Source organism: Pseudomonas zhanjiangensis (assembly GCF_041027545.1).
Taxonomy (GTDB): Bacteria; Pseudomonadota; Gammaproteobacteria; order Pseudomonadales; family Pseudomonadaceae; genus Aquipseudomonas; species Aquipseudomonas zhanjiangensis.
Window position 1 is genome coordinate 465,099 of the sequence record NZ_JBFTEG010000001.1, and the last position, 22,866, is coordinate 487,964.

The 22,866-nt window shown below is 66.9% G+C and carries 25 protein-coding genes; 12 read left to right on the top strand and 13 right to left on the bottom strand.

The features are described from left to right. The first annotated feature begins 136 nt into the window (after nt 1-136). Complete coding sequence (locus AB5S05_RS02090; protein WP_369285760.1) at nt 137-1,057, top strand: LysR substrate-binding domain-containing protein; 921 nt, start codon at nt 137-139, stop codon at nt 1,055-1,057. An 18-nt stretch (nt 1,058-1,075) separates the two neighbouring features. Here AB5S05_RS02090 and AB5S05_RS02095 read toward each other — a convergent pair whose 3' ends face one another. After that, nucleotides 1,076-2,575, bottom strand: a complete 1,500-nt coding sequence (locus AB5S05_RS02095; protein WP_369285761.1) for a YifB family Mg chelatase-like AAA ATPase — start codon at nt 2,573-2,575, stop codon at nt 1,076-1,078. A 39-nt stretch (nt 2,576-2,614) separates the two neighbouring features. After that, the gene (locus AB5S05_RS02100; protein ID WP_369285762.1) at nt 2,615-2,887 is read right to left on the bottom strand and encodes an accessory factor UbiK family protein; all 273 of its coding nucleotides are present in this window, start codon (nt 2,885-2,887) and stop codon (nt 2,615-2,617) included. Between the two features lie 399 nt (nt 2,888-3,286). On the opposite strand from AB5S05_RS02100, the gene glnK reads away from it, so the two are divergent. From glnK to sutA, 4 genes are all read left to right on the top strand, one after another. Further along, nucleotides 3,287-3,625, top strand: coding sequence for a P-II family nitrogen regulator (gene glnK, locus AB5S05_RS02105; RefSeq protein WP_003096476.1), 339 nt, complete (start codon nt 3,287-3,289; stop codon nt 3,623-3,625). A gap of 32 nt (nt 3,626-3,657) precedes the next feature. Next, on the top strand, nt 3,658-4,974 hold the full coding sequence (locus tag AB5S05_RS02110; protein ID WP_369285763.1) for an ammonium transporter: 1,317 nt from the start codon (nt 3,658-3,660) through the stop codon (nt 4,972-4,974). 83 nt (nt 4,975-5,057) lie between these two features. Further along, complete coding sequence (locus AB5S05_RS02115) at nt 5,058-6,308, top strand: ammonium transporter (protein ID WP_369285765.1); 1,251 nt, start codon at nt 5,058-5,060, stop codon at nt 6,306-6,308. 234 nt (nt 6,309-6,542) lie between these two features. Continuing rightward, a complete protein-coding gene (gene sutA / locus AB5S05_RS02120; protein WP_369285766.1) occupies nt 6,543-6,866 on the top strand; it encodes a dormancy-specific transcriptional regulator SutA in 324 nt (107 codons plus the stop codon). A gap of 122 nt (nt 6,867-6,988) precedes the next feature. On the opposite strand, the gene AB5S05_RS02125 is transcribed toward sutA, so the two are convergent. From AB5S05_RS02125 to lptM, 7 genes are read right to left on the bottom strand one after another with little or no spacing between them, the layout of a single operon-like run. After that, nucleotides 6,989-7,684: an HAD family hydrolase gene (locus tag AB5S05_RS02125; protein WP_369285767.1), complete on the bottom strand. Its 696-nt coding sequence runs from the start codon at nt 7,682-7,684 to the stop codon at nt 6,989-6,991. Continuing rightward, the gene (gene xerC, locus AB5S05_RS02130) at nt 7,681-8,577 is read right to left on the bottom strand and encodes a tyrosine recombinase XerC (RefSeq protein ID WP_369285768.1); all 897 of its coding nucleotides are present in this window, start codon (nt 8,575-8,577) and stop codon (nt 7,681-7,683) included. The genes AB5S05_RS02125 and xerC overlap by 4 nt, the downstream gene beginning before the upstream one ends. A 20-nt stretch (nt 8,578-8,597) precedes the next feature. After that, nucleotides 8,598-8,966, bottom strand: a complete 369-nt coding sequence (locus AB5S05_RS02135; protein ID WP_369285769.1) for a glyoxalase superfamily protein — start codon at nt 8,964-8,966, stop codon at nt 8,598-8,600. Between the two features lie 54 nt (nt 8,967-9,020). Further along, nucleotides 9,021-9,719, bottom strand: coding sequence for a DUF484 family protein (locus tag AB5S05_RS02140; protein WP_369285770.1), 699 nt, complete (start codon nt 9,717-9,719; stop codon nt 9,021-9,023). After that, nucleotides 9,716-10,546, bottom strand: a complete 831-nt coding sequence (gene dapF, locus AB5S05_RS02145; RefSeq protein ID WP_369285771.1) for a diaminopimelate epimerase — start codon at nt 10,544-10,546, stop codon at nt 9,716-9,718. Before dapF ends, AB5S05_RS02140 begins: the two co-directional genes overlap by 4 nt. A gap of 4 nt (nt 10,547-10,550) precedes the next feature. Then, nucleotides 10,551-11,798, bottom strand: coding sequence for a diaminopimelate decarboxylase (gene lysA, locus AB5S05_RS02150; protein WP_369285772.1), 1,248 nt, complete (start codon nt 11,796-11,798; stop codon nt 10,551-10,553). Nucleotides 11,799-11,807: 9 nt separating this feature from the next. Next, on the bottom strand, nt 11,808-11,945 hold the full coding sequence (lptM, locus tag AB5S05_RS02155) for an LPS translocon maturation chaperone LptM (RefSeq protein ID WP_369285773.1): 138 nt from the start codon (nt 11,943-11,945) through the stop codon (nt 11,808-11,810). 417 nt (nt 11,946-12,362) lie between these two features. On the opposite strand from lptM, the gene cyaY reads away from it, so the two are divergent. Together cyaY and AB5S05_RS02165 are read left to right on the top strand one after the other, a co-directional pair. Next, nucleotides 12,363-12,695, top strand: coding sequence for an iron donor protein CyaY (cyaY, locus tag AB5S05_RS02160; RefSeq protein WP_369285774.1), 333 nt, complete (start codon nt 12,363-12,365; stop codon nt 12,693-12,695). Between the two features lie 22 nt (nt 12,696-12,717). Then, the gene (locus tag AB5S05_RS02165) at nt 12,718-12,900 is read left to right on the top strand and encodes a DUF1289 domain-containing protein (RefSeq protein ID WP_369285850.1); all 183 of its coding nucleotides are present in this window, start codon (nt 12,718-12,720) and stop codon (nt 12,898-12,900) included. Between the two features lie 211 nt (nt 12,901-13,111). Here AB5S05_RS02165 and AB5S05_RS02170 read toward each other — a convergent pair whose 3' ends face one another. The 3 genes from AB5S05_RS02170 to AB5S05_RS02180 form a co-directional block, all read right to left on the bottom strand. Then, nucleotides 13,112-15,979, bottom strand: a complete 2,868-nt coding sequence (locus AB5S05_RS02170) for a class I adenylate cyclase (RefSeq protein ID WP_369285775.1) — start codon at nt 15,977-15,979, stop codon at nt 13,112-13,114. Nucleotides 15,980-16,075: 96 nt separating this feature from the next. Further along, complete coding sequence (locus AB5S05_RS02175) at nt 16,076-16,321, bottom strand: TIGR02647 family protein (protein WP_369285776.1); 246 nt, start codon at nt 16,319-16,321, stop codon at nt 16,076-16,078. Between the two features lie 142 nt (nt 16,322-16,463). Continuing rightward, nucleotides 16,464-16,742 carry a hypothetical protein gene (locus AB5S05_RS02180; protein WP_369285777.1) on the bottom strand — a complete coding sequence of 93 codons (279 nt, stop codon included), beginning with the start codon at nt 16,740-16,742 and terminating at the stop codon, nt 16,464-16,466. 140 nt (nt 16,743-16,882) lie between these two features. Between AB5S05_RS02180 and AB5S05_RS02185 the strand changes: the two genes are divergently transcribed. Beyond that, complete coding sequence (locus tag AB5S05_RS02185) at nt 16,883-17,548, top strand: glutathione S-transferase family protein (protein ID WP_369285778.1); 666 nt, start codon at nt 16,883-16,885, stop codon at nt 17,546-17,548. Between the two features lie 40 nt (nt 17,549-17,588). Here AB5S05_RS02185 and argH read toward each other — a convergent pair whose 3' ends face one another. Further along, entirely contained in the window at nt 17,589-18,983 is a 1,395-nt protein-coding gene (gene argH, locus AB5S05_RS02190) for an argininosuccinate lyase (RefSeq protein ID WP_369285779.1), read from the bottom strand. Between the two features lie 253 nt (nt 18,984-19,236). Here argH and AB5S05_RS02195 point away from each other — a divergent pair, with 253 nt between their 5' ends. The 4 genes from AB5S05_RS02195 (at nt 19,237) to AB5S05_RS02210 (ending at nt 22,863) form a co-directional block, all read left to right on the top strand. Further along, nucleotides 19,237-20,319, top strand: coding sequence for a sensor histidine kinase (locus AB5S05_RS02195; protein WP_438943523.1), 1,083 nt, complete (start codon nt 19,237-19,239; stop codon nt 20,317-20,319). Continuing rightward, nucleotides 20,316-21,062 (top strand): LytR/AlgR family response regulator transcription factor, encoded by a 747-nt coding sequence (locus tag AB5S05_RS02200; RefSeq protein WP_369285781.1) that lies wholly within the window; start codon nt 20,316-20,318, stop codon nt 21,060-21,062. Before AB5S05_RS02195 ends, AB5S05_RS02200 begins: the two co-directional genes overlap by 4 nt. 92 nt (nt 21,063-21,154) lie before the next feature. Further along, the gene (gene hemC / locus AB5S05_RS02205) at nt 21,155-22,093 is read left to right on the top strand and encodes a hydroxymethylbilane synthase (RefSeq protein WP_369285782.1); all 939 of its coding nucleotides are present in this window, start codon (nt 21,155-21,157) and stop codon (nt 22,091-22,093) included. Beyond that, complete coding sequence (locus AB5S05_RS02210; protein ID WP_369285784.1) at nt 22,090-22,863, top strand: uroporphyrinogen-III synthase; 774 nt, start codon at nt 22,090-22,092, stop codon at nt 22,861-22,863. Before hemC ends, AB5S05_RS02210 begins: the two co-directional genes overlap by 4 nt. Nucleotides 22,864-22,866 lie beyond the last annotated feature (3 nt).

Here is a 22,866-nt window from a genome sequence, read left to right on the forward strand (position 1 = left end):
TGAGTTTGGCTCAGTGAAAGGGCTTGCCACGGGAATTCGTGCAGGCCGAGAATTCTGCAATTCTCGGGAGTTGAGGCGACGGCCACAAAGGGAAAAAAACGATGCAATGCATGACTAATACTCATGGAGTGGCGCTGTGAATCGACGCCTTCCACCGCTCTACGCCCTGCGTGCCTTCGAGGCGGCGGCACGGCACGGCTCCTTCACCCGCGCCGGCGAAGAGCTGGCGATCACCCAGAGCGCGGTGAGCCGGCATGTGCGCACCCTGGAGGAGCACTTCGCCTGCCGTCTGTTCGAGCGCCGCGGTCGCAGCCTGCAACTGACCGAGCCGGCACGTCAGTTGCTGCCCGGCTTGCGCGAGGGTTTCGATGCCCTGGAGCGCGCCTGCACCCTGCTGCGTGTGGACGATGCGATCCTGCGCCTGAAGGCGCCCTCGACCCTGACCATGCGCTGGCTACTGGCGCGGCTGTCGCGCTTTCGCCTGCAGCAGCGCGACATCGAGGTGCAGCTGACCAGTGCCTGGATGGACGTGGACAAGGTGGATTTCCAGCATGAGCCCTTCGATTGCGCGGTGCTGCTCAGTGCCGGTGGCTTTGCCGAGGAGTGGCAGGTGACACGGCTGTTCGACGAGTGGCTGATCCCCGTCTGCGCGCCGCAAGCGGTTGGCGCCGCGCCCTGGGATCTGGCGCGGCTGCAGGACGCCGAGTTGCTGCATCCGACGCCGGACCGGCGCGACTGGCGCCAATGGTTGCAGGCAATGGACCTGGGCGAGCAGGTGCCGCTCAAGGGCGGCCAGGTATTCGACACCCTGGAGCTGGGCATGGTCGCCGCGGCGCGCGGCTATGGGGTGTCGATCGGCGACCTGGTGATGATCGCCGAGGATGTCGAGCAGGGCCGCCTGGGGCTGCCTTGGCCCTGCGCCGTGCCCAGCGGTTGCAGCTACTACCTGGTCTGGCCGAAGGCGCGCCGCGGCCAGGAGCGCTTCCAGCGGCTGCGCGATTTTCTCCTCGCCGAAGTGGCGGCGATGCGCTTGCCCGCGGTCGAGCGCATCGGCTGAGCGCCGGCGGCGCCGCGCTCAGCTCTGCGGGTGGCCGCGGTACTGCAGGGCTTCGGCCAGGTGCTGACGGGCAATCTGCTCGGCCTGCTCCAGATCGGCCAGGGTGCGCGCCACCTTGAGGATCCGGTGCGCGGCACGCAGGGACAGACCCAGGCGCTCGCAGGCGCTCTCCAGCCAGGCCTGATCGGTCGCCAGCAAGCTGCAGTGCTGACGCAGGCCGGGCAGGTCGAGAAAGGCGTTGGCCACGCCCTGGCGCTGCAGCTGGTGCCGGCGTGCGGCGGCGACCCGGGCGGCGCTGCTGGCACTGTCGGCGCCGGATTCGCCAGTTGGCACATGCAACGCGGTGGCTTCCCGGGCGACGGTGACATGCAGGTCGATACGGTCGAGCAGCGGTCCGGACAGCTTGCCGCGGTAGCGCTGGATCTGTTCCGGGGTGCAGCGGCAGCGGCCGCTGGGGTCGCCGAGAAATCCACAGGGGCAGGGGTTCATGGCGGCCACCAGCTGAAATCGTGCAGGGAAACGTACCTTGTCGCGCGCCCGGGCGATGACGATCTGGCCGCTTTCCAGGGGCTCGCGCAGTACCTCCAGGACCTTGCGGTCGAATTCCGGCAGCTCATCCAAGAACAGCACGCCCTGATGGGCCAGGGTGATTTCGCCGGGTTGCGGGCGGCTGCCGCCGCCGACCAGGGCCGGCCCGGAGGCGCTGTGATGGGGGTTTCTGAACGGGCGCTGCGGCCAGGCGTCCAGCGGCGCATGGCTGGCCACCGAGTGGATGGCGGCGACCTCCAGGGCCTCCGCCTCGTCCAGCGGCGGCAGCAGGCCGGGCAGGCGGCTGGCCAGCAGGGTCTTGCCGGTACCGGGCGGGCCGGTGAAGAGCAGATTGTGTGAGCCTGCGGCAGCGACCAGCAGGGCGCGCTTGGCCGCCACCTGGCCCTGTACCTCGGCCAGATCCGGGTATGGCTGCGCCTGGCGCGGCAGGCCTTGGGCCTGGTAGGGGGCGATTGGCGTATGCCCGTTGAGATGCGCGGCCAGTTCCAGCAGATGGTCGACGGCGATCACGCTCAGGCCCGAGGCCAGGCTGGCTTCTTCGGCATTGGCCCTGGGCACCACCAGGGTGCGTCCGGCGCAGCGCGCGGCGAGGGCGGCGGGCAGCACGCCCTGGACTGGGCGTATGGCGCCGGACAAGGCCAGCTCCCCCAGGCACTCGAGCTGCTCCAGGGCGGCGCCGGGTACCTGACCGCTGGCGGCGAGGATGCCCAGGGCGATGGCGAGATCGAAGCGGCCGCCGTCCTTGGGCAGGTCAGCCGGGGCCAGGTTCAGGGTAATGCGCCGCGGCGGGAAGTCGAACGCCGAGTTGAGGATGGCGCTGCGCACGCGATCCTTGCTTTCCTTGACCGCGGTCTCGGGCAGGCCGACCAGTGCCAGCGACGGCAGGCCATTGGCCAGGTGCGCCTCGACCGTGACGGCGGGGGCCTCGACGCCCACCTGGGCGCGGCTATGGACTATGGCCAGGGACATCGATCGCTCCTTGATCGTCTGCCGCCATGGACCGAGTGCTTACTCGGCGGGCGGCGCGGGCTCTGTCGCGAGGCGGGCTTCCAGTTCGGCGACCTTGGCTTCCAGGGCCTCCAGGCGGGCGCGAGTGCGCGCCAGCACGGTCATCTGGCTGTCGAATTCTTCCCGGCTGACCAGATCGAGCTTGCTGAAGCCACTCTGCAGCAGCGCCTTGAACTGGGCTTCGAACTCGCTGCGCGGAAGCGGCGTATCGCCATTGAACAGGCGCGAGGCGTGGGAGCCGAGGGCATCGAGCAGGGCTTTGGGCGGCAGCATGGCGAGGTTCCAGTAGCAGAGCGGGCGAGTGTAGCACGTCGCCGGGTGCGCCGGCCGGCTGCACACTTTTCGCGCATGGCAGCTGGCGGGCGCGCACCGATATCGTGCGCTATTCTCCTGGTGCAGTGCGCGTTCGGACAGCATTTTGCTGGTAACTGACTGAAAAAAAGCGCTTTTCGCTAAATTGGCAAGATTTCTGCTTGGACGCAGGTGACGGATGCACCGATGCAGTTCCAGTGCATCCGGCGAGGCAGAACGCCTTTCGCCAGGAGCGGTTGGTGGGTATCGGGGTCGCCAAGCAAGGACAGCCGATGCATTACAAAAGCCAGACACTGCGCTTAGACTTGAGTCGGGTTCGTAATTCCTGGGGCAAGTCCACCTTACACGGGAGAAAGTTTCATGAAGTTAGTCACTGCCATCATCAAGCCGTTCAAGCTGGACGACGTTCGTGAATCACTGTCAGAGATTGGCGTGCAGGGCATCACTGTCACCGAGGTCAAGGGCTTCGGGCGTCAGAAGGGCCACACCGAGCTGTACCGCGGCGCCGAATACGTAGTCGATTTCCTGCCGAAGGTGAAGATCGACGTGGCCATCGCCGACGACCAGCTGGATCGGGTCATCGAGGCCATCACCAAGGCGGCCAACACCGGCAAGATCGGTGATGGCAAGATTTTCGTGGTCAACCTGGAACAGGCGATCCGCATCCGTACCGGCGAAACCGATACCGACGCGATCTAAGCCTCCGAACCCCCCGCCCCAGGAGTTAAACCATGACTCTGCGAAGATTCGCAGGGCTAGGAGCCCTTTTGTCCCTCGTTTTCCCTGGCCTGGCCCTGGCCGACGAGGTTGTGTTGAACAGCGGCGATACCGCCTGGATGCTCACGGCCACGGCGCTGGTGCTGTTCATGACCATTCCCGGCCTGGCGTTGTTCTACGGCGGCATGGTCCGTTCCAAGAACATCCTCTCGGTGATGATGCAATGCTTCGCCATCACCGGCCTGATGAGCATCCTGTGGATGGTCTACGGCTACAGCCTGGCATTCGACACCACTGGCATGGAAGCGGGGGTTGTCAACTTCAACTCCTTCGTCGGCGGTCTGGGCCTCGCGTTCCTTAACGGCGTGACCCCCGACAGCCTGACTGCGGCCTTCCCGGAAAGCGTGTTCATCGTCTTCCAGATGACCTTCGCCATCATCACCCCCGCGTTGATCGTCGGCGCCTTTGCCGAGCGCATGAAGTTCTCCGCCATGCTGGTGTTCATGACTGTCTGGTTTACCCTGGTCTACGCGCCCATCGCGCACATGGTCTGGGGTGGCGACGGTGGCCTGCTGTGGGACTGGGGTGTGCTCGACTTCGCCGGCGGCACCGTGGTGCACATCAATGCCGGTATCGCCGGTCTGGTCGCCTGCCTGGTGCTGGGCAAGCGCAAGGGCTTTCCGACCACGGCCATGGCGCCGCACAACCTGGGGCTGACCCTGATCGGCGCCGGCATGCTCTGGGTCGGCTGGTTCGGCTTCAATGCCGGCTCTGCCGTGGCGGCCAACGGTACGGCCGGCATGGCCATGCTGGTGACCCAGATCGCTACGGCGGCGGCGGCACTGGCCTGGATGTTCGCCGAGTGGATCACTCACGGTAAACCCAGCGCCCTGGGCATTGCCTCCGGCGTGGTCGCCGGCCTGGTTGCCATCACGCCGGCCGCCGGCACTGTCGGCCCGGTGGGCGCCCTGGTCATCGGCCTGGCGGCCGGGGTGATCTGCTTCTTCTGTGCCACCAGCCTGAAACGCAAGATGGGCTACGACGACTCCCTCGACGCCTTCGGCGTGCACGGCATCGGCGGCATCGTCGGCGCGTTGCTCACCGGGGTATTCGCCGCGCCCGCACTGGGCGGCTTCGGCGAGGTGGAGAGCATCGCTCTGCAGTTGTGGATCCAGTTCAAGGGCGTGGCCTTCACCGTGATCTACACCGCCATCGTCACCTTCGTGATCCTCAAGGTGATCGACCTGGTCATGGGCCTGCGGGTCACTGACGAGGAGGAAACAGTGGGGCTCGATCTCGCCTTGCACAACGAGCGTGGCTACAACCTGTAAGCACACGGAGTGCGCCCGGAGCCAACCCGGGCGCCTTAACCGAACAGCGCTCTATAAAAAAGCGCGCCGGAAAGAGGTGAACCATGGATAACACAGCATTGACTGCACTGCAGTACGGCTTCGATACCTTCTATTTCTTGATCTGCGGTGCCCTGGTGATGTGGATGGCGGCCGGTTTCGCCATGCTCGAGGCGGGCCTGGTACGTTCCAAGAACACCACCGAAATCCTCACCAAGAACATCGCCCTGTATGCCGTCGCCAGCATCATGTATCTGGTGATCGGCTACCACATCATGTACTCCAGCCCGGAAGGCGGCATCCTGCCGAGCCTGGGCTTCCTGCTCGGCGACGAGAACAGCGTCGAGTCGGTCCTCGCCGGTGGCGATGATGCGCCCTACTACTCGGCCCGTTCCGACTTCTTCTTCCAGGTGGTGTTCGCCGCGACCTGCATGTCGATCGTCTCCGGTGCGGTGGCCGAGCGCATGAAGCTGTGGGCCTTCCTCGCCTTCGCGGTGGTCATGACCGGCTTCATCTACCCGGTGCAGGGCTTCTGGAAGTGGGGCTCGGGCTTCCTCAACGAAGCCGGCTTCCTCGACTTCGCCGGCTCCGGCGTGGTGCACATGGCCGGTGCCGCCGCCGCACTGGCTGGCGTGCTGCTGCTCGGCGCACGTAAAGGCAAGTACGGCGCGGGTGGCCAGGTCAATGCCATTCCCGGCTGTAACCTGCCGATCGCGACCCTGGGTGCCTTCATCCTGTGGATGGGCTGGTTCGGCTTCAACGGCGGTTCGCAGCTGAAGATGAGCACCATCGAAGACGCCAACGCGGTGGCCCAGGTGTTCGTCAACACCAACATGGCCGCCGCCGGCGGCCTGGTGGTGGCGCTGATCGTCGCCCGCATCCTGTTCGGCAAGGCCGACCTGACCATGGCCCTCAACGGTGCCCTGGCCGGTCTGGTGGCCATCACCGCCGAGCCGCTGACCCCGACTGCCCTGCAGGCCACCCTGATCGGTGGAGTGGGCGGCGTGCTGGTGGTGTTTTCCATCCTCGGCCTGGACAAGCTCAAACTCGACGATCCGGTCGGCGCCATCTCGGTGCACGGTGTGGTCGGTATCTGGGGCCTGCTGGCGGTCTGCCTGACCAACGGCGATGCCAGCCTGGGCGCCCAGCTGCTGGGTATCGGCTGCATCTTCGCCTGGGTGTTCGTGGCCAGCCTGATCGTCTGGTCGATCCTCAAGGCGGTCATCGGCCTGCGCGTCAGCGAAGAGGAAGAGTACGAAGGTGTGGACCTGGCCGAATGCGGCATGGAAGCCTACCCGGAGTTCACCAAGTCCTGATCGCTACTGGTTTCAGCGAGGGCGCCTAAGGGCGCCCTTTGTTTTTTCTGGCGGCGCGCTAGAATGCGCCCGGTGGGGTGAGCGCCGCCTGCAAAGGCGCGCTCACCCGAGCCGAGGCAACGAGCGCTCGGCGGCTTTGCCAGGCAAGGTCAATTGAATTTTTCCCGGCGGCGTACGAATGCCTACGCAGCTGGGCTATAACTAACCTGCTTTTCGCAAGTCATGAGGTTGAACATGAGCGACGAAGATCTGGAACAAGACGAACTCGAAGGGGCCGACGAGGACAGCGGCGAAGAGCTGGCGGCCGCCGACGATGGTGACGACGGCGATGATGGCGACGACGAGGTCGTTCCTGCCGGCAAGAGCAAGGCCAAGGCCAAGGCCGTCGATGTCAACGAGCTACCCAGCGTCGAAGCCAAGCAGAAGGAGCGCGATGCCCTGGCCCGGGCCATGGAAGAGTTCCTGGCGCGTGGTGGCAAGGTGCAGGAGGTCGAGCCCAATGTGGTCTCCGACCCGCCCAAGAAACCGGACAGCAAATACGGCAGTCGGCCTATCTGAGGCCTGACCGCCCACCCGGCGTCCGTCTGTGTGGCGGACTGCCGAGAAGCTCTTCCCGACGCCCTGCGCAGGCTGGCCCTGCGCAGGGTGTTTTGTTTCTCGCGTTCAGCCGCGTGCGCGGGCTAGCGCCAGCCCTGCAGCAGCGCGGGCAGTTCGGCCAGGCTGCTGATCTGGGCATCGGGCGTCTCGGCGGCCTCCCAGGGGTTGCCCAGGGGATTGAACCAGATGGCCCGCAATCCGGCGGCCTGGGCACCGGCAATGTCGTCGCTGGGGTGATCGCCGATATGCACGGCGTGCCGAGCGGCGATGCCGCTGCGCCTGAGGGCCTCCTGGAAGGGCTTGGGGTCCGGCTTGCCGACCCCCAGCTCCTCCGCGCACAGGGCGAACTGGAAGTAGTCGGCCAGTCCCAGGCGGCGTACATCGGCATTGCCGTTGGTGATCACCCCCAGGGTGTAGCGAGCGGCCAGGATCTCCAGGGTCGGGTGCACCTCGGCGAACAGTTCGACTTGATGGCGGGCGGCGAGGAACACCTGGAAGCCGCATTCGGCCAAGGCCTGTGCCTCGTCGTGCGGGTAGCCGGCCTCTTCCAGGGCGTGGTACAGGATGCGCCGGCGCAGCTCGCTGAGGCGGTGCTTGAGCATGGGTTCGGCGGCGAGCAGGCGGGCGCGGATGGACCACAGGTGGTCGACCGGAACGCCGCCCAGGCGCGGGGCGTGCAGGGCCAGCCAGTTGCGCAGCGCCGCTTCGGCGTCCTGCATCACCGGCGAGACATCCCACAGGGTGTCGTCGAGGTCGAAGGTGATCAGCTCAATGCTCATTCGCTACTGCCTTTGCGTTTGGCCCGGGGGTGGGCGCTGTCGTAAACCTTGGCCAGGTGCTGGAAATCCAGGTGGGTATAGACCTGGGTGGTGGCGATGTCGGCGTGGCCAAGCAGCTCCTGTACCGCACGTAGGTCCTGGGAGGACTCCAGCATATGACTGGCGAAGCTGTGGCGCAGCATGTGCGGATGCAGGTGCTGGCCCAGTTCGCGCACGCCCGCCTGGCGCACGCGCAACTGCACCGCGCGCGGGCCCAGGCGCCGTCCTCGCTGGCTGATGAACAGCGCAGCCTCGACCGGCCGGGCCAGGGCGCGCAGCGTCAGCCACTGATCCAGGGCCGCGCGAGCCTTGCGTCCGACCGGCAGCTCGCGGGTCTTGTTGCCCTTGCCGCGCACCCGCACCAGCCCGGCGGCCAGATCGAGTCCGTCGAGGTCCAGGCCGACCAGCTCGGACAGGCGCAGGCCCGAGGAGTAGAAGAGTTCCAGCATGGCCTGGTCGCGGCAGGTGATGAAGTCGTCCTCCCGTGCGCCGTCGAGCAGTTGTGCGGCTCGGTCGGTGTCGAGGGTCTTGGGCAGGCGCCGCTCGCCCTTCGGCGGGCTCAGGCCGCTGGCCGGGTCCTGCTGGGCCAGGCCTTCGCGGATCAGGTAGCGGTAGAGGCCGCGCGCCGCCGAGAGCAGGCGCGCCAGGCTGCGGCTGGATTGGCCCTGCTGGTGCAAGGTGGCGACCAGGCGGCGCAGTCGACGACCGTCGAGGCCAGTCCAGTCGGGCAGGCCCTCGTCGTCGCAGAGTGCCATCAGCCTGCGCAGGTCGCGGGCATAGCCATCGAGGGTGTGCACCGAGACCTGGCGTTCGTGACGCAGGTGGTCGAGATAGGCATCGAGGTGGCGCTGCATGCGAGCTCCCGGACGGCGGGTCAGGTCCCGGCCGCGCTGGTGAAGATCAGCCGGTTGCCGAACGGGTCGTGGATCGGCATGTCGGCGCTGCCCCAGGGCATCTGCTCGATGCCCGGGCGGGCGAAGCCGTAGGCCTTGGCCAGCAGCTCCTGATGCAATGCCTGCAGATCATCAGTTTCGATGCGCAGGGCCGCCCCCGGGCAGCAATCGCCGTGGTGCGCCGAGAGGTGCAGTACGCAGCCGTCCCGGGATATCTGCAGGTACAGCGGCAGGTCCTCGGCGAAGCGGTGTTGCCAGTCGAGCTTGAAGCCGAGGAAGTCCAGGTAGAACTCGCGGGCCTTGGCCTCGTCGAAAATCCGCAGAATGGGCGTGGTGCTGCTGAATGTCATGCTGAATTCTCGTGGCAGTGAGCTGAGCGGCAGCGACCCGCAGCGGGCGCTCGGCTAGCGTACCGAGCGTAGCGGCATGGCGAAGCGTGGCAGCACCCGGGCCAGCACCTCGGCGATATAACCGAGGAACAGGGTGCCCAGCGAGCTCTTGTAGTGCTGCGGGTCGCTGCTGCCGATGGCCAGTACGCCGTGCAGGCCCTGGTGGTTCAGCGCCACCACCGCCGCCGAACCGACTTGCTCGGCCTCGCTGTCGCCAAACAGGAAGGCCAGTTCGTGGCTGCGCAGCACGCCGCAGATGGTCTTGCCGCCAGCCAGCAGGCCGCCGATGGCCTGATGCGCCTCCGCGCTGCTGACCGAGCGGCCGACCGGCAGGACCGACTCGCTGAACAGGATCAGGCTGACGAAGGGCACCTGGAACTCATGGCGCAGGCTGTCTTCCACGGCGCTGACCACTTCCTCGAGGCTGGCCGCGTCGAGCAGGTCGAGCACCAGGCGGCGGGTCTTGTCGAACAGGCGGTCGTTGTCGCGGGCCACGTCCATCAGCTGCGACAGGCGGTGGCGCATCTCGATGTTGCGCTCGCGCAGCAGCTTGACCTGGCGCTCGACCAGCGACACGGTGTCGCCACGCTGGTGCGGGATGCGCAGCTCAGGGATCAGCTCGTCGTGGTCGATGAAGAATTCCGGATGCAGGCGCAGGTAGGCGGCAACCGTCTCCGGATCGAGTGGCTTGGGCGAATCCTGCTGGTCGGTCATAGGCGAACCTGTCCTTCGTACACGCGCATCGCGGGTCCGGTCATCATAACCGGCTGGCCAGGGCCTGCCCACTCGATGGTCAGCTTGCCGCCGGGCAGCTCCAGCTGCACCGGCGAGTCCATCCAGCCCTGGCTGATCGCCGCTACCGCTGCCGCGCAGGCGCCGGTGCCGCAGGCCTGGGTCTCGCCGGCGCCGCGCTCCCACACGCGCAGGCGTGCGCGCTGGCGGTCGATGACCTGGAGGAAGCCGACGTTGACCCGCTGAGGGAAGCGCCGGTGGTGTTCCAGCTTCGGCCCCAGTTCATGCACCGGCGCGGCATCGACGCTGTCGACCCGCAGCACCGCATGCGGGTTGCCCATGGACACCGCCGCCAATTCGTAGGTCTGGCCGTCCACCTCGACCGGGTAGCTCAGCGCCTGCTGTTCGGCGAGGAACGGGATCTGGGCTGGATCCAGGCGCGGGGCGCCCATGTCCACGGTGATCTGCCCGTCGGGCCGCACGTGCAGTTCGATGATGCCGCCCTTGGTCTCGACACGGATCTGCTTCTTCACGGTCAGGCGCTTGTCCAGCACGAAACGGGCGAAGCAGCGCGCGCCATTGCCGCACTGTTCCACTTCCGAGCCGTCGGCATTGAAGATGCGGTAGCGGAAGTCGACGTCCGGGTTGCTCGGCGGTTCGACGATCAGCAGCTGATCGAAGCCGACGCCGGTGTGGCGATCGCCCCACTGCTTGGCGTTCTTCGCCTGGATGTGGGCGTGCTGGCTGACCAGGTCGAGCACCATGAAGTCGTTGCCGAGGCCGTGCATCTTGGTAAAGCGCAATAACATGGCCTTACTCCGGCAACCGGCTTTCGCCCGCAAAGAGTTCGTCGAGAGTCTCGCGTCGGCGCACCTGGTAGGCCTGCTCGCCGTCCACCATCACCTCGGCGGCGCGGCCGCGGGTGTTGTAGTTGGAACTCATGACGAAACCATAGGCGCCGGCCGAGCACACGGCCAGCAGGTCACCCTCGGCCAGCGTCAGTTCACGCTCCTTGGCCAGGAAGTCGCCGGTCTCGCAGATCGGCCCGACGATGTCGTAAGGACGGCTCGCGCCCTCGCGCGGGCGCACCGCCTGCACGTCCATCCAGGCCTGGTACAGCGCCGGACGGATCAGGTCGTTCATCGCCGCGTCGACGATGGCGAAATCCTTGTGCTCGGTGTGCTTGAGGTACTCGACCCGGGTCAACAGCACGCCGGCATTGGCGACGATCGAACGGCCCGGCTCGAATACCAGGGCCAGTTCGCGGCCGGCGATGCGCTGGCGCACGGCCTGGATATAGTCGCCGGCCAGCGGCGGCTGCTCGTCGCGGTACTGCACGCCGAGACCGCCGCCGAGATCGAGGTGGCGGATCTGGATGCCGCGCTCGGCCAGGCGATCGATCAGGGCCAGCAGGCGATCGAGGGCATCGAGGAAGGGCGGCAGGTTGGTCAGCTGCGAACCGATATGACAGTCGACCCCGATCACCTCGAGGTTGGCCAGTTCGGCGGCGCGGGCGTAGACCTGCTCGGCATCGGCGATGGCGATGCCGAATTTGTTCTCCTTCAGCCCGGTGGAGATGTACGGGTGGGTGCCCGCGTCGACATCGGGGTTGACCCGCAGCGATACCGGCGCCTTGACGCCCAGTTCGGCGGCGACCAGCTGCAGGCGTTCCAGTTCATCGCTGGACTCGACATTGAAGCAGTGCACGCCGACCTGCAGCGCACGGCGCATGTCGTCGCGGGTCTTGCCGACCCCGGAGAAGACGATCTTGGCAGGCGTACCGCCGGCGGCCAACACGCGCTCCAGTTCGCCGCGCGAGACGATGTCGAAACCGGCGCCGAGGCGTGCCAGCACGTTCAGCACGCCCAGGTTGGAGTTGGCCTTGACCGCGAAGCAGACCAGGTGCGGCATGCCCTGCAGGGCATCGGCATAGGCCCGGTATTGCGCCTCGATATGGGCGCGCGAGTAGACGTAGGTCGGGGTGCCGAAGCGTTGGGCGATGGCGGACAGCGCCACGCCTTCCGCGAACAGCTCGCCGTCGCGGTGGTTGAAAGCTTGCATGGAACCCCCTTAGAGAAAGACGTCTCGGTCGCGCTCTTGTGCCGTCTTGCCGTCGTCTGGCAGGTACAGCGGGCCTTTCTGGCCGCAACCGGCAAGCACGGAGGTGAGGGCGACGAGCGCGAAAAGGGCAGTCAACAGCCGCTTCATGGCGAAATCCTTGTGATAAAGCAGTAATGCGCAGGAGTATACCGGCGCCCCAGCGCCTTGCCTATGCGCCGGGATTCCCGGCGGACGGGGCTTTCGTCGGTTTTTACGGACGCCCGAGGCGGCTGCCGGGAGCCCTGCGCAGCGCTCCGAGGTCCGCTTTCACTGACCAGCCTGGAGCGCGCCGCGAGTCCTGCCGGCACCGCTTGCGCATTGCCGCGATGGGTGTCGAAGGGGGTAGCTGGGTTATCCTGCACCCTGCTGCCGGGCGAGACACATCGGCAACTGCTGCTGCATTATCGCCGTGGTCTGGCACCGACCGCGGGCAATTGATGCCCGAGCGCTGCAGGTCCGGCGCTGTTTGCAGGGCGCCGCACGAGCCCAGAATCCACCTGCCTGATTATTTCGAGGACACCCGCAATGAGTTTGACCGAAGCCCGCTTTCACGACCTGGTCGACGCCGCGCAGCAGGCGGTGGAGGACATCTTCGATGACAGCGACCTGGATATCGATCTGGAAAACTCCGCCGGGGTACTCACGGTGCGGTTCGAGAATGGTACGCAGCTGATCCTCAGCCGCCAGGAACCGATCCGCCAGCTCTGGCTGGCGGCGCGCTCGGGCGGCTTCCACTTCGACTACGATCCGGCCAGCGAGCGCTGGGTCTGCGACAGCAGCGCCGAGCAGCTCGGCGAGATGCTTGCGCGTATCACCCTGGAACAGTCGGGAGCCGATCTTGAGTTCGAAGAGCTCTGATAGCCCACGCGCCTCTCCGGCCGTGGATGCCCAGGAATCGGTCGCCTCGCCATGTCGGCGGCAGTGCTGCCTGGACCCGCGCGACGTCTGTCTGGGCTGTGGTCGCTTGCTGACGGAGATCCTCGAATGGGGGGCTGCCGACCCGGCGCGGCGACGCGCCATCTGCCAGGCTGCCCAGGCGCGCCTGCGCCAGCCCTGGGCCTGAGCGCCCGCTCTGGTCGATTCGGGCGGCTGTGCTACGGTCGGCCCGACACAGGCAAAACCCCGCGACGCCACGCGGGGTTTTGTTTCGTTGATTGCCGCAAGGGCTTGAACAACGGATTCACGATCAGCATTGGTCGTCCCCAGCTGTCGCCCGGCGACCGCAACTGCAGCAATCGGCCGTTGCCGGCTGTCATTGGCGGCCCGCTCCGGGTTCAGGCGCGCTGCAGGGCCTGGTTCAGCGCATTCTCGAGCTCGGCCTTGTAGCGCAGGTAGTGCACGGTCTGCGCCTGGCCCTCCAGCACCGCGGAAAGGTCGAGGTCGGTGATGTAGCAGGGGTAGCGCTCGCCGCCGCGGCGCTGGGCGAGGATGTGCCGGGCCACAGCGGCATACAGGTCGCCGGCATACTCCAGTTCGGAGAATTCGCGGTGGTTGCAGTACAGGGTCACCTGGCGCCGCTTGCCATCGGCCGGTTCGACGATCGCCTGGACATCGTAGAACGGGTGGCTGAGCGGCGACTGCGGCGGCGGCCGGCGCTCCAGGCGTTGCGCACGCAGCGGCGCCGCCGGCAGCACCTGATAGTAGAGGACCTCCAGTGCCGGCGTCGGCTGCGGGCTGTCCAGCGGCAGCTGGGCGTTGCGCCGATAGAGCAGCGACTGGAGAAAACGCTGCAGTGGCGTCAGCAGACTCTGCTCGTCACGAAACGCCATGCGCTGGCGCCACAGGGCGTTGTGTTCATCGAGCACGGTCACTTCGGCCTGCTCGCCGGTTTCGTCCAGGCGATAGAACACCTGGATGCAGTCGGGCTGGCCGAGCGGCAGGATCGTGGCCAGGTCCTCGCCTTCCAGCGCGCTGCGATCCAGGTGCAGGGGGCGGTAGCCGGGCTGATCCTGGCCCAGGTGGTCGAGCAGGGCCGGCAGGTTGCTCAATGCCGTGTGGCGGACCTGGCCGGGGATCAGGTCGAGGACATGGAACTGCTGCTTGATCTGCAGCAGGTAGCGGATCGGCTGCGCGCCATCGAAGTGGCCGAGGACCTCGGCGAACAGCGCCTCGACCCGCTCGGCGATGGCATGGGCGCGGTTGCGGCAGAAGCAGCGCACCCGCAGGGTCGGCCGCTCGCCGCTGGCCGGCAGGCTGTTGAGCAGGTCGCGCAGGCAGTCGAGCAGGGCCTGAGGGCCGTCGTAGCGGCTGACCAGCAGTTCGTTCCAGCTGTTCAGGCTGACCTGGTCGAGGGTCAGAATCAGGTTCTCGCGCACGCCCGAATAGCCCAGGGCGTCGGTGCGCTCGCTGGTCATGTGCACATTCATCAGGCTGTGCTGCTTGAGCGGGTCGAGGCCGACATTGACCAGGAGCAGCACCTCGCGTGGCGCACTGGCGCGCAACAGCGCCGCTTCGGCGACGGCGGCAAACGGCAGCGGCAGGGCCTGCTGGAGGCTGGCCAGCAGGCTGGACAGCTCGAATTCGCTGAGGTCGCTGTTGCCCGGGTGCAGCGACAGCCGGGTGCTGCTGTCGATCACCCCGTTGCGGTGGCACCAGGCGAGCAGCTCGATCAGCTCGCGCGCCCGTTTCAGCGGGGCGAAATCGCGCCATTCCTGGGCGCCGAGACTGCCATTGAACAGCGCCCACTGGCTGTCGTCCGGCGCCTTCTCGTTATGGCAGTGCACCAGGGTCAGGGTGTCCTCGGCGAGGTCCGGGGCGATGCCCGGGTTGATAAACTCGACCTTGCCGGCCTTGCGCTCGAAGGCCGCATACAGGCGGCGGCCAAGCACGCCCAGGTCGCGGCTGCTGAGCGAACTGCCGGCCTGTTCGCTACGCGCGAACTGGGAGAGAAAGCGGTAGCTGTAGGTCAGCTCGTTGACCAGCATGCGCCGCTCGGCGCCGACCTGGCGCATCTTCCACTGGCTGCGGCTGTCGAGCAGGGCCAGCTGCCGGCTGTCCCACTGCCAGTCACCGGTCAGGCGCTCGAGCAGCAGGCGCTGCCAGCTCTTGCGTCGATCGCGCGGCGGCCGGCTGAGCTTCTTGTCGATCTTGAGGTACAGGCAGCGGCGGATCAGCTCCAGGCGTTCGTGCTCGCCGCGGCCGCTGAGGTATTCCTCCAGGCGTCGGTACACCACCATGTAGGGGTCGAGTTCGTCGAGGTCGAGGCGATTGGCGTAGACCGCCTGCTTGAAGCGCAGCGACAAGCACTCGACCCTGGGGTGCTCGCTGGCGTAGACCTCGGTGAGCAGCAGCTTGAGCACCGACTTGTAGGGCGACTCGATGCCCTTGTACAGCTGCCACATGCCGGCGCCGATGAACTCCGCCGGCGGGATGCGGGCCAGGTGGCCGAGGTCGATCACCTCCTCGGCGCGGATGAAGCGCTTGCTCAGCAGGGTGTCGACGTAGTCGCGGTAGCGCGCTTCCTCGTAGACCGGCACCAGCCACCACAGCGGTGTGCGGCCGGCCAGCCAGATGGCGGTGCGGTAGAACTCGTCGAGCAGCAGGTAGTGCTGGGTGGTGCCGCAGTCGTCCGAGGTCAGCTTGGATTCGCGCTCGCCGGCGCTGAAGCGCAGGGCGTCGACCAGAAAGAAATGCACCTCGGCACCCAGGGTCGCGGCCCAGGCCTCGAGCTGGTCGCACTTCTTGCGCAGTTCGATCAGCTCCAGCGGGGCCAGATCGGCGGCATGGCAGAGCCACAGGTCCATGTCGCTCTGCTCGGCCTGGGCCACGGTGCCCAGGCTGCCCATCAGGAACAGGCCATGAATCGGCAGATTAGGTGCGCCGCCCAGCGGATTGCCGCGCCGCGCCTTGTAGGCGAACGAGCGGGTCAGGCGCTGGGCCTCCGCCAGCACCTCGGCGCTCGGCTGGTAGCCGCTCAGGCCGGCCGGGGTCAGCCCGGAGACATAACCGGGCAGCAGCGGGTGATTGACGTGCAGCAACAGCGGCAGCAGCTTGAGCACCAGTTGCTGGCGCGTCGACAGCGCCTGCATGGCGCGGTCCAGGCGGCCGTCATTGACCTTGAGAAAACGCGCACGCAGCTGTCCCAGGACCTTGCGGTCGATGCCGTCGTCGATGTCCGGGCGAATTTCCTGGCTGCGGGTCATGCAGGGCTCGATTGCGGGTGTCGGGTGTTGTGTACAGGGTTATATCGCCCGCTCGGCGCCGACCTGAAGGGCGACGGCGAGCGGGGCAGGGCGGGATCAGGCGGTTTCGCCGACCTTGAGGATGGTCAGCAGGCCTTGCGCATGCTCGGCGGCTTCCACGCCGAGGCTGGTCAGGTAGCCGCCATCTTCCTGGGTGACCAGGCCCTTGGCGTGCAAGCGCTTGGCCGCGGCGATCGCCTCGGGCGCGGCAACATGGTGAACCTTGAGGCCTTCCTGGATATTGGCCAGGTTGAACAGCGAGAGGAGTTCCAGTTCGGCAACCAGCTCAGGGGTAATGGACATAAGTGCTCCAGGCTCTTGTGATTATCTGTTGGACCGTGCGGCCGGCCCGAGGGTGTCCCGCGTTGGGTGAAGCAGGCCGCGGGTCTGTGCAGTGTAGCGAGCCGCGCTGGCGCGCGCGCGCTCCGGCGACTGGCAGGCCAATTCAGGCCGTTTCATCCGGCAAGGCCGGCAGGGCGCGCAGCGACTGTTCGTAGGCGTCGCCGTCGAAGGCGCGATCCTCGCGCAGCATGGCCTTGACTTCATGGGCCAGGACCAGGGCCATCATCTGCAGGATCTCGTCACGCTCATAGCCGACCAGGGTCAGCTTGTTCAGGGTGGCCAGGGCCGCCGGCGGTTCGCCGGCCTCGAGTTGATTCTCGATGGCCTGGATCAGCGCCGTTTCGGCAAAGGCCTCGTCTTCGTCTTGATCGTGTTCGCTCATGGCGGTGTTGTCCGTGGAGTTTGTCTGCAGTGTGCCAGCCCGGCGCGGGGCGCGCCATTCACCGAGTCGATGCGACTGGCCGCCGGCGCGGTCATCGGCTAAAGGTAGTGGTCCAATCGTCGGCGTCGGAGGCCGTTGCCATGCTCAAGCTATACGGATTCGCGGTCAGCAACTACTTCAATATGGTCAAGCTGGCTCTGCTGGAAAAGGGACTGGCATTCGAGGAAGTCACCGTCTACGCCACTCAGGGCGAGGATTTTCTCGCTATCAGCCCACGCGGCAAGGTGCCGGTGCTGGAGACCGAGCAGGGTTTCATCAACGAGACCAGCGCGATTCTCGATTACCTGGAGGAGGCCGGTGAGGGCCGGCCGCTGTTGCCCGAGGGCGCATTCGCCCGGGCCCAGGTGCGCAGTCTGATGAAGGAAATCGAGCTGTACATCGAGCTGCCGGCACGTCTCGGCTACGCCGAGGCGTTCTTCGCGGCGCCCATCCCCGCGGCGCTCAAGACCCGCTGCCGGGAGGAACTGCTGGCAGGTATGGCCACCCTCAGACGCCATGGTCGTTTCGCGCCCTACCTCGCCGGTGAGGGCTTCGGCCTGGCCGACATCTACTTCCTTTACAGCATCGAGCTGGCCTGCGGGGTGGCCAAGAAGCTGTTCGACCTCGACCTGTTGGCCGACTTCCCGGCGGCGCTCGAGCTGCTCACCCGGCTCAAGCAGAACCCCCATGTGCAGCGCATCGCCGCCGAGCGCGATGCTGCCATGCCGGCGTTTCTGGCGATGATTCAGGCCAAGGCGAAGGGCTGAGATGAGGCGGCTCCCGGGGGAGCCGCCTGGGCCACGGTGATCAGCGGCCGGCGAGCAGTTCGCGGCCGCGCTTGACCGCCGCGCGCACCTGGTTTGGCGCGGTGCCGCCGATATGGTCGCGGGCATTCACCGAGCCTTCCAGGGTCAGCACAGCGAACACGTCCTGCTCGATCTGGTCGCTGAACTGACGCAGCTCTTCCAGGCTCATCTCGGCCAGGTCCTTGCCATTGTCCACGCCATACTTCACCGCATGGCCGACGATCTCGTGGCAGTCGCGAAACGGCAGGCCCTTGCGCACCAGGTAGTCGGCCAGATCCGTGGCGGTGGAGAAACCGCGCAGAGCCGCTTCGCGCATGATCGCATGCTTAGGTCTAATGGCCGGGATCATGTCGGCGAAGGCGCGCAGCGAGTCGCGCAGGGTGTCGGCGGCGTCGAACAGCGGCTCCTTGTCTTCCTGGTTGTCCTTGTTGTAGGCCAGCGGCTGGCCCTTCATCAGGGTCAGCAGGCCGGTCAGGGCGCCGAACACCCGGCCGGTCTTGCCGCGCACCAGCTCGGGCACGTCCGGGTTCTTCTTCTGCGGCATGATCGAGCTGCCGGTGCAGAAGCGGTCGGGCAGGTCGATGAACTGGAACTGCGCGCTGGTCCACAGCACCAGCTCCTCGGAGAAGCGTGACAGGTGCATCATCGCCAGCGAGGCGGCGGCGCAGAACTCGATGGCGAAGTCGCGATCGGAGACGCCGTCCAGCGAGTTGCCGCCGATGCTGTCGAAGCCGAGCAACTGACCGGTGATCTGGCGGTCGATCGGGTAGGTGGTGCCGGCCAGGGCGGCGCTGCCCAGGGGCATGCGGTTGGTGCGCTTGCGGCAATCAACCAGGCGCTCGTAGTCACGGCTGAGCATCTCGAACCAGGCCAGCAGGTGATGGCCGAAGGTCACCGGCTGGGCCGTCTGCAGGTGGGTGAAGCCGGGCATGATGGTCTCGGCCTCGCGCTCGGCCTGCTCCAGCAAGCCCTGCTGCAGGCGGCTGATCTCGCCGAGGATGACGTCGATCTCGTCGCGCAGCCACAGGCGGATGTCGGTGGCCACCTGGTCGTTGCGCGAGCGGCCGGTGTGCAGCTTCTTGCCGGTGACGCCAATGCGGTCGGTCAGGCGCGCCTCGATGTTCATGTGCACGTCTTCCAGGTCGACGCGCCAGTCGAACTGGCCGGCCTCGATTTCGCTCTGGATGGCCTGCAGGCCGCCGATGATGCTGTCGCGTTCGACCTCGGTGAGCACCCCGACCTGGCTCAGCATGGTCGCGTGGGCGATCGAGCCCATGATGTCGTGACGATACAGGCGCTTGTCGAACTCGACGGAGGCGGTGAAGCGGGCGACGAAGGCGTCGACGGGTTCGCTGAAGCGGCCGCCCCAGGATTGGTTGGTCTTCTCTGTACTCATGGGATTCGCTCGGCTGGTGCGCTGTTCGGGCGGCCGCGGATGGCGGCCGGCGTGACGGAATAGTCAGCCGATAATAACAGGGGTGATGGGCAAAATCGCCGGGCCACTGCTGCCAATCGGGCCGCGCGGCAATCGCCCGGGCAGTGTTGCGCCGGTCACAGTTTGCTTCGTCAGGCGCCATTCGCGGGCTTTATTTCGCCTGCCGGAGGCCGGCACCCTTGCCGCCCGGGCAGGGCGCGCGGAAACTGCGCCCATGCCGATTCGAGGGGGTGAAATGAACAAACACACGGCGGCCGTCGACGACTTCTTCGTCCCGGAGCTCTGCCAGTCCGAGGCCCTGCTGAGCATGGTGCTGCTGGCCGAGTTGCTGGTGCTGGTGCTGGTGCTGGCCGAGCCCATGCAGCCCGGTTTCGACTGGGTGCGCCTGGCCCTGACCTCCCTGTTCGTGCAATGGAACGTGCTGCTCTCGGCCGCCCTGCTGTGTCGTCTGCGGCCCCTGCTGGCGCGCCTCGGGCCGGCACTGGCCGGGGGGTTGTGCTGTGCGATCGTGGTCGGCCTGACCCTGGCCTGCACCGCCGTCGCCGACTTCTACAGCCTCGGCGGGCCCTTGCCGCATGCCGGCGAGGCCAAGCTCTACCTGCGCCATGCCTTGATCAGCCTGATCATGTCGGCGCTGCTGCTACGCTATTTTTATCTGCAGAGCCAATGGCGGCGGCAGGAGCAGGCGGAGTTGCGTGCGCGCATCGAATCCTTGCAGGCGCGGATCCGTCCGCATTTCCTGTTCAACAGCCTGAACAGCATCGCCAGCCTGGTGGCGGTCGATCCGGACAAGGCCGAGCAGGCGGTGCTGGATCTGTCCGACCTGTTCCGCGCCAGCCTGGCCAGACCCGGTTCCCTGGTGCCTTGGCGCGAGGAGGTGGAGCTGGCCAAGCGTTATCTGTCGATCGAGCACTACCGCCTTGGCGAGCGACTACAGTTGCAATGGGAGGTGCATGGCGTGCCCAGCGATCTACCGATTCCTCAACTGACCTTGCAGCCCCTGCTGGAGAATGCCCTGATCTATGGCATTCAGCCGCGCATCGAGGGTGGCCTGGTGCGTGTCGAGGCGAGTTATGCCGACGGCACCTTCCACCTGTGCGTGAGCAACCCCTACGAGGAGAGAGGCGAGGGGCAGGCGTCGACTGGCACGCACCAGGCCCTGGACAATATCCATGCGCGCCTCGCGGCACTTTTCGGGCCGGCTGCCAGTCTCAGCGTCGAGCGCCGTGACGGCCGCCACTTCACTTGTCTACGCTATCCTTGTGCCAGACTCACGCAGGAAGTCGGAGCCCTATGAATGTCCTGATCGTCGATGACGAACCCTTGGCCCGTGAGCGCCTCAGCCGCATGGTCGGCGAACTCGATGGCTACCGTGTCCTCGAACCATCCGCGAGCAACGGTGAAGAGGCCTTGGCCCTGATCGACAGCCTCAAGCCGGATGTGGTGCTGCTGGATATCCGCATGCCTGGCCTCGACGGACTGCAGGTGGCGGCCAAGCTCTGCGAGCGTGAGGCGCCGCCAGCGGTGATCTTCTGCACCGCCCACGACGAGTTCGCCCTGGAGGCGTTCAGGGTCAGTGCCGTCGGCTACCTGGTCAAGCCGGTGCGCCCCGAGAACCTGAGCGAAGCATTGAAGAAGGCCGAGCGGCCGAACCGCGTGCAGCTCGCGGCGCTGACCCGGCCGGCGGCGGAAAGCGGCAGCGGCCCGCGCACCCATATCAGTGCGCGCACGCGCAAGGGCATCGAGCTGATCCCCCTCGATCAGGTGATCTATTTCATCGCCGACCACAAGTACGTGACCTTGCGCCACGAGGGCGGCGAGGTGTTGCTGGACGAGCCGCTCAAGGCGCTGGAGGATGAGTTCGGCGATCGCTTCGTGCGCATCCACCGCAATGCGCTGGTCGCCCGGGACCGAATCGAGCGCTTGCAGCGTACGCCGCTGGGACATTTTCAGCTGTTTCTCAAGGGGCTTGGTGACGAGGCCTTGATCGTCAGTCGCCGGCATGTCGCCGGGGTGCGCAAGCTGATGAGCAGCCTCTAGTCGCTATTGGCTGCCGGCGTGTCTCGAGCGCTTGGGCTTGAGCCTGGCCAGCCTGTTATTATCCCCGGCAGTTCGTTTTCTGGAATTGCCCCATGCCCCGTGAAATCCGTATCGCCACCCGAAAAAGCGCCCTGGCTCTGTGGCAGGCCGAACATGTCAAGGCCCGCCTCGAGCAGGCTCATCCGGGGTTGAGGGTGAGCCTGGTGCCGATGGTCAGTCGCGGCGACAAGTTGCTCGATGCGCCGCTGGCCAAGATTGGCGGCAAGGGGCTGTTTGTCAAGGAGCTGGAGACCGCCCTGCTGGACAACCAGGCCGACATCGCCGTGCATTCGATGAAGGACGTGCCGATGGACTTTCCCGAGGGGCTGGGCCTGTACTGCATCTGCGAGCGCGAAGATCCGCGCGACGCCTTCGTTTCCAATAGCTATGACAGCCTCGACGCGCTGCCGGCCGGCAGCGTGGTCGGCACCTCCAGTCTGCGGCGCCAGGCCCAGTTGCTGGCGCGCCGGCCCGACCTGCAGATCCGCTTCCTGCGCGGCAACGTCAATACCCGCCTGGCCAAGCTCGACGCCGGCGAGTATGACGCCATCATTCTCGCCGCCGCCGGGCTGATCCGCCTCGGTTTCGCCGAGCGCATCCGCGCCTCTATCGGCGTCGATGAGAGCCTGCCGGCGGGCGGACAGGGTGCGGTCGGCATCGAGTGCCGCACCGGCGACGCCGAGATCCATGCGTTGCTGGCGCCGTTGCACCATCGCGATACCGCGCTGCGGGTCAGCGCCGAGCGGGCGCTGAACAAGCGCCTGAATGGTGGCTGCCAGGTGCCGATCGCCTGCTACGCGGTGCTCGAGGGCGAGCAGCTGTGGCTGCGTGGCCTGGTCGGCCAGCCCGATGGCGGCCTGTTGCTGCGGGCCGAGCGCCGCGCCCCGGCCGGCGAGGCCGAGCGGCTCGGCGTCGAGGTGGCCGAGGCGCTGCTGGCCCAGGGCGCCGCGGCGATCCTCGCGGCGGTCTACGGCGAGGCCGCTGCCGAGTGAGTCGCTGGCGCTTGCTGCTGACCCGGCCGGCGCCAGAGTGCGCGGCTCTGGCCGCGACCCTGGCCGAGCAGGGCATCTACAGCAGCAGCCTGCCGCTGCTGGCGATCGAGCCGTTGGCCGAGACGCCCGAGCAGCGCGCCGCGATTCTCGACCTGGACCGTTACTGCGCGGTGATCGTGGTGAGCAAGCCCGCGGCGCGGCTTGGCCTGGAGCTGCTCGATCGCTACTGGCCGCAGCCACTGGCCGCGCAGCCCTGGTTCGGCGTCGGCGCGGCGACCGCCCAGATCCTCGATGACTATGGCTTGACCGTGTATTGCCCGGACCGGGCGGACGACAGCGAAGCCTTGCTCGACCTGCCGCAACTGCAGCAGGCCGTCGCCACGGCGCATACCCCAAGGGTGTTGATCATGCGGGGCGAGGATGGCCGCGAATGGCTCGCCGAGCGATTGCGCGAGCAGGGTGTGCAGGTCGACTATCTGCCGCTGTATCGTCGCCTGCTGCCGACCTATCCACCGCGGGCGCTGGCCGAACGGGTGCGCACGGAGCAATTGAACGGCCTGGTGGTCAGCAGTGGCCAGGGGCTCGCCAACCTGCTGCAACTGGCCGCTGCCGACTGGTCTGCGCTGGCCGGGCTACCCTTGTTTGTACCCAGTCCGCGGGTGGCCGATCAGGCCCGCGCCGCGGGCGCCGAGACTGTTGTGGACTGCCGTGGCGCGAATGCCGCGGCGTTGCTGGCGGCGTTGCAGGCGCAACCTGCCCCCGACCTCTGATGC

What these genes read in the sequence shown, in the direction of transcription:
- AB5S05_RS02095 (WP_369285761.1), bottom strand. Translation starts at nt 2,575, where the DNA reads ATGTCCCTGGCCATAGTCCATAGCCGCGCCCAGGTGGGCGTCGAGGCC.
- AB5S05_RS02100 (WP_369285762.1), bottom strand. Translation starts at nt 2,887, where the DNA reads ATGCTGCCGCCCAAAGCCCTGCTCGATGCCCTCGGCTCCCACGCCTCG.
- glnK (WP_003096476.1), top strand. Translation starts at nt 3,287, where the DNA reads ATGAAGTTAGTCACTGCCATCATCAAGCCGTTCAAGCTGGACGACGTT.
- AB5S05_RS02110 (WP_369285763.1), top strand. Translation starts at nt 3,658, where the DNA reads ATGACTCTGCGAAGATTCGCAGGGCTAGGAGCCCTTTTGTCCCTCGTT.
- AB5S05_RS02115 (WP_369285765.1), top strand. Translation starts at nt 5,058, where the DNA reads ATGGATAACACAGCATTGACTGCACTGCAGTACGGCTTCGATACCTTC.
- sutA (WP_369285766.1), top strand. Translation starts at nt 6,543, where the DNA reads ATGAGCGACGAAGATCTGGAACAAGACGAACTCGAAGGGGCCGACGAG.
- AB5S05_RS02125 (WP_369285767.1), bottom strand. Translation starts at nt 7,684, where the DNA reads ATGAGCATTGAGCTGATCACCTTCGACCTCGACGACACCCTGTGGGAT.
- xerC (WP_369285768.1), bottom strand. Translation starts at nt 8,577, where the DNA reads ATGCAGCGCCACCTCGATGCCTATCTCGACCACCTGCGTCACGAACGC.
- AB5S05_RS02135 (WP_369285769.1), bottom strand. Translation starts at nt 8,966, where the DNA reads ATGACATTCAGCAGCACCACGCCCATTCTGCGGATTTTCGACGAGGCC.
- AB5S05_RS02140 (WP_369285770.1), bottom strand. Translation starts at nt 9,719, where the DNA reads ATGACCGACCAGCAGGATTCGCCCAAGCCACTCGATCCGGAGACGGTT.
- dapF (WP_369285771.1), bottom strand. Translation starts at nt 10,546, where the DNA reads ATGTTATTGCGCTTTACCAAGATGCACGGCCTCGGCAACGACTTCATG.
- lysA (WP_369285772.1), bottom strand. Translation starts at nt 11,798, where the DNA reads ATGCAAGCTTTCAACCACCGCGACGGCGAGCTGTTCGCGGAAGGCGTG.
- lptM (WP_369285773.1), bottom strand. Translation starts at nt 11,945, where the DNA reads ATGAAGCGGCTGTTGACTGCCCTTTTCGCGCTCGTCGCCCTCACCTCC.
- cyaY (WP_369285774.1), top strand. Translation starts at nt 12,363, where the DNA reads ATGAGTTTGACCGAAGCCCGCTTTCACGACCTGGTCGACGCCGCGCAG.
- AB5S05_RS02170 (WP_369285775.1), bottom strand. Translation starts at nt 15,979, where the DNA reads ATGACCCGCAGCCAGGAAATTCGCCCGGACATCGACGACGGCATCGAC.
- AB5S05_RS02175 (WP_369285776.1), bottom strand. Translation starts at nt 16,321, where the DNA reads ATGTCCATTACCCCTGAGCTGGTTGCCGAACTGGAACTCCTCTCGCTG.
- AB5S05_RS02180 (WP_369285777.1), bottom strand. Translation starts at nt 16,742, where the DNA reads ATGAGCGAACACGATCAAGACGAAGACGAGGCCTTTGCCGAAACGGCG.
- AB5S05_RS02185 (WP_369285778.1), top strand. Translation starts at nt 16,883, where the DNA reads ATGCTCAAGCTATACGGATTCGCGGTCAGCAACTACTTCAATATGGTC.
- argH (WP_369285779.1), bottom strand. Translation starts at nt 18,983, where the DNA reads ATGAGTACAGAGAAGACCAACCAATCCTGGGGCGGCCGCTTCAGCGAA.
- AB5S05_RS02195 (WP_438943523.1), top strand. Translation starts at nt 19,237, where the DNA reads ATGCCGATTCGAGGGGGTGAAATGAACAAACACACGGCGGCCGTCGAC.
- AB5S05_RS02200 (WP_369285781.1), top strand. Translation starts at nt 20,316, where the DNA reads ATGAATGTCCTGATCGTCGATGACGAACCCTTGGCCCGTGAGCGCCTC.
- hemC (WP_369285782.1), top strand. Translation starts at nt 21,155, where the DNA reads ATGCCCCGTGAAATCCGTATCGCCACCCGAAAAAGCGCCCTGGCTCTG.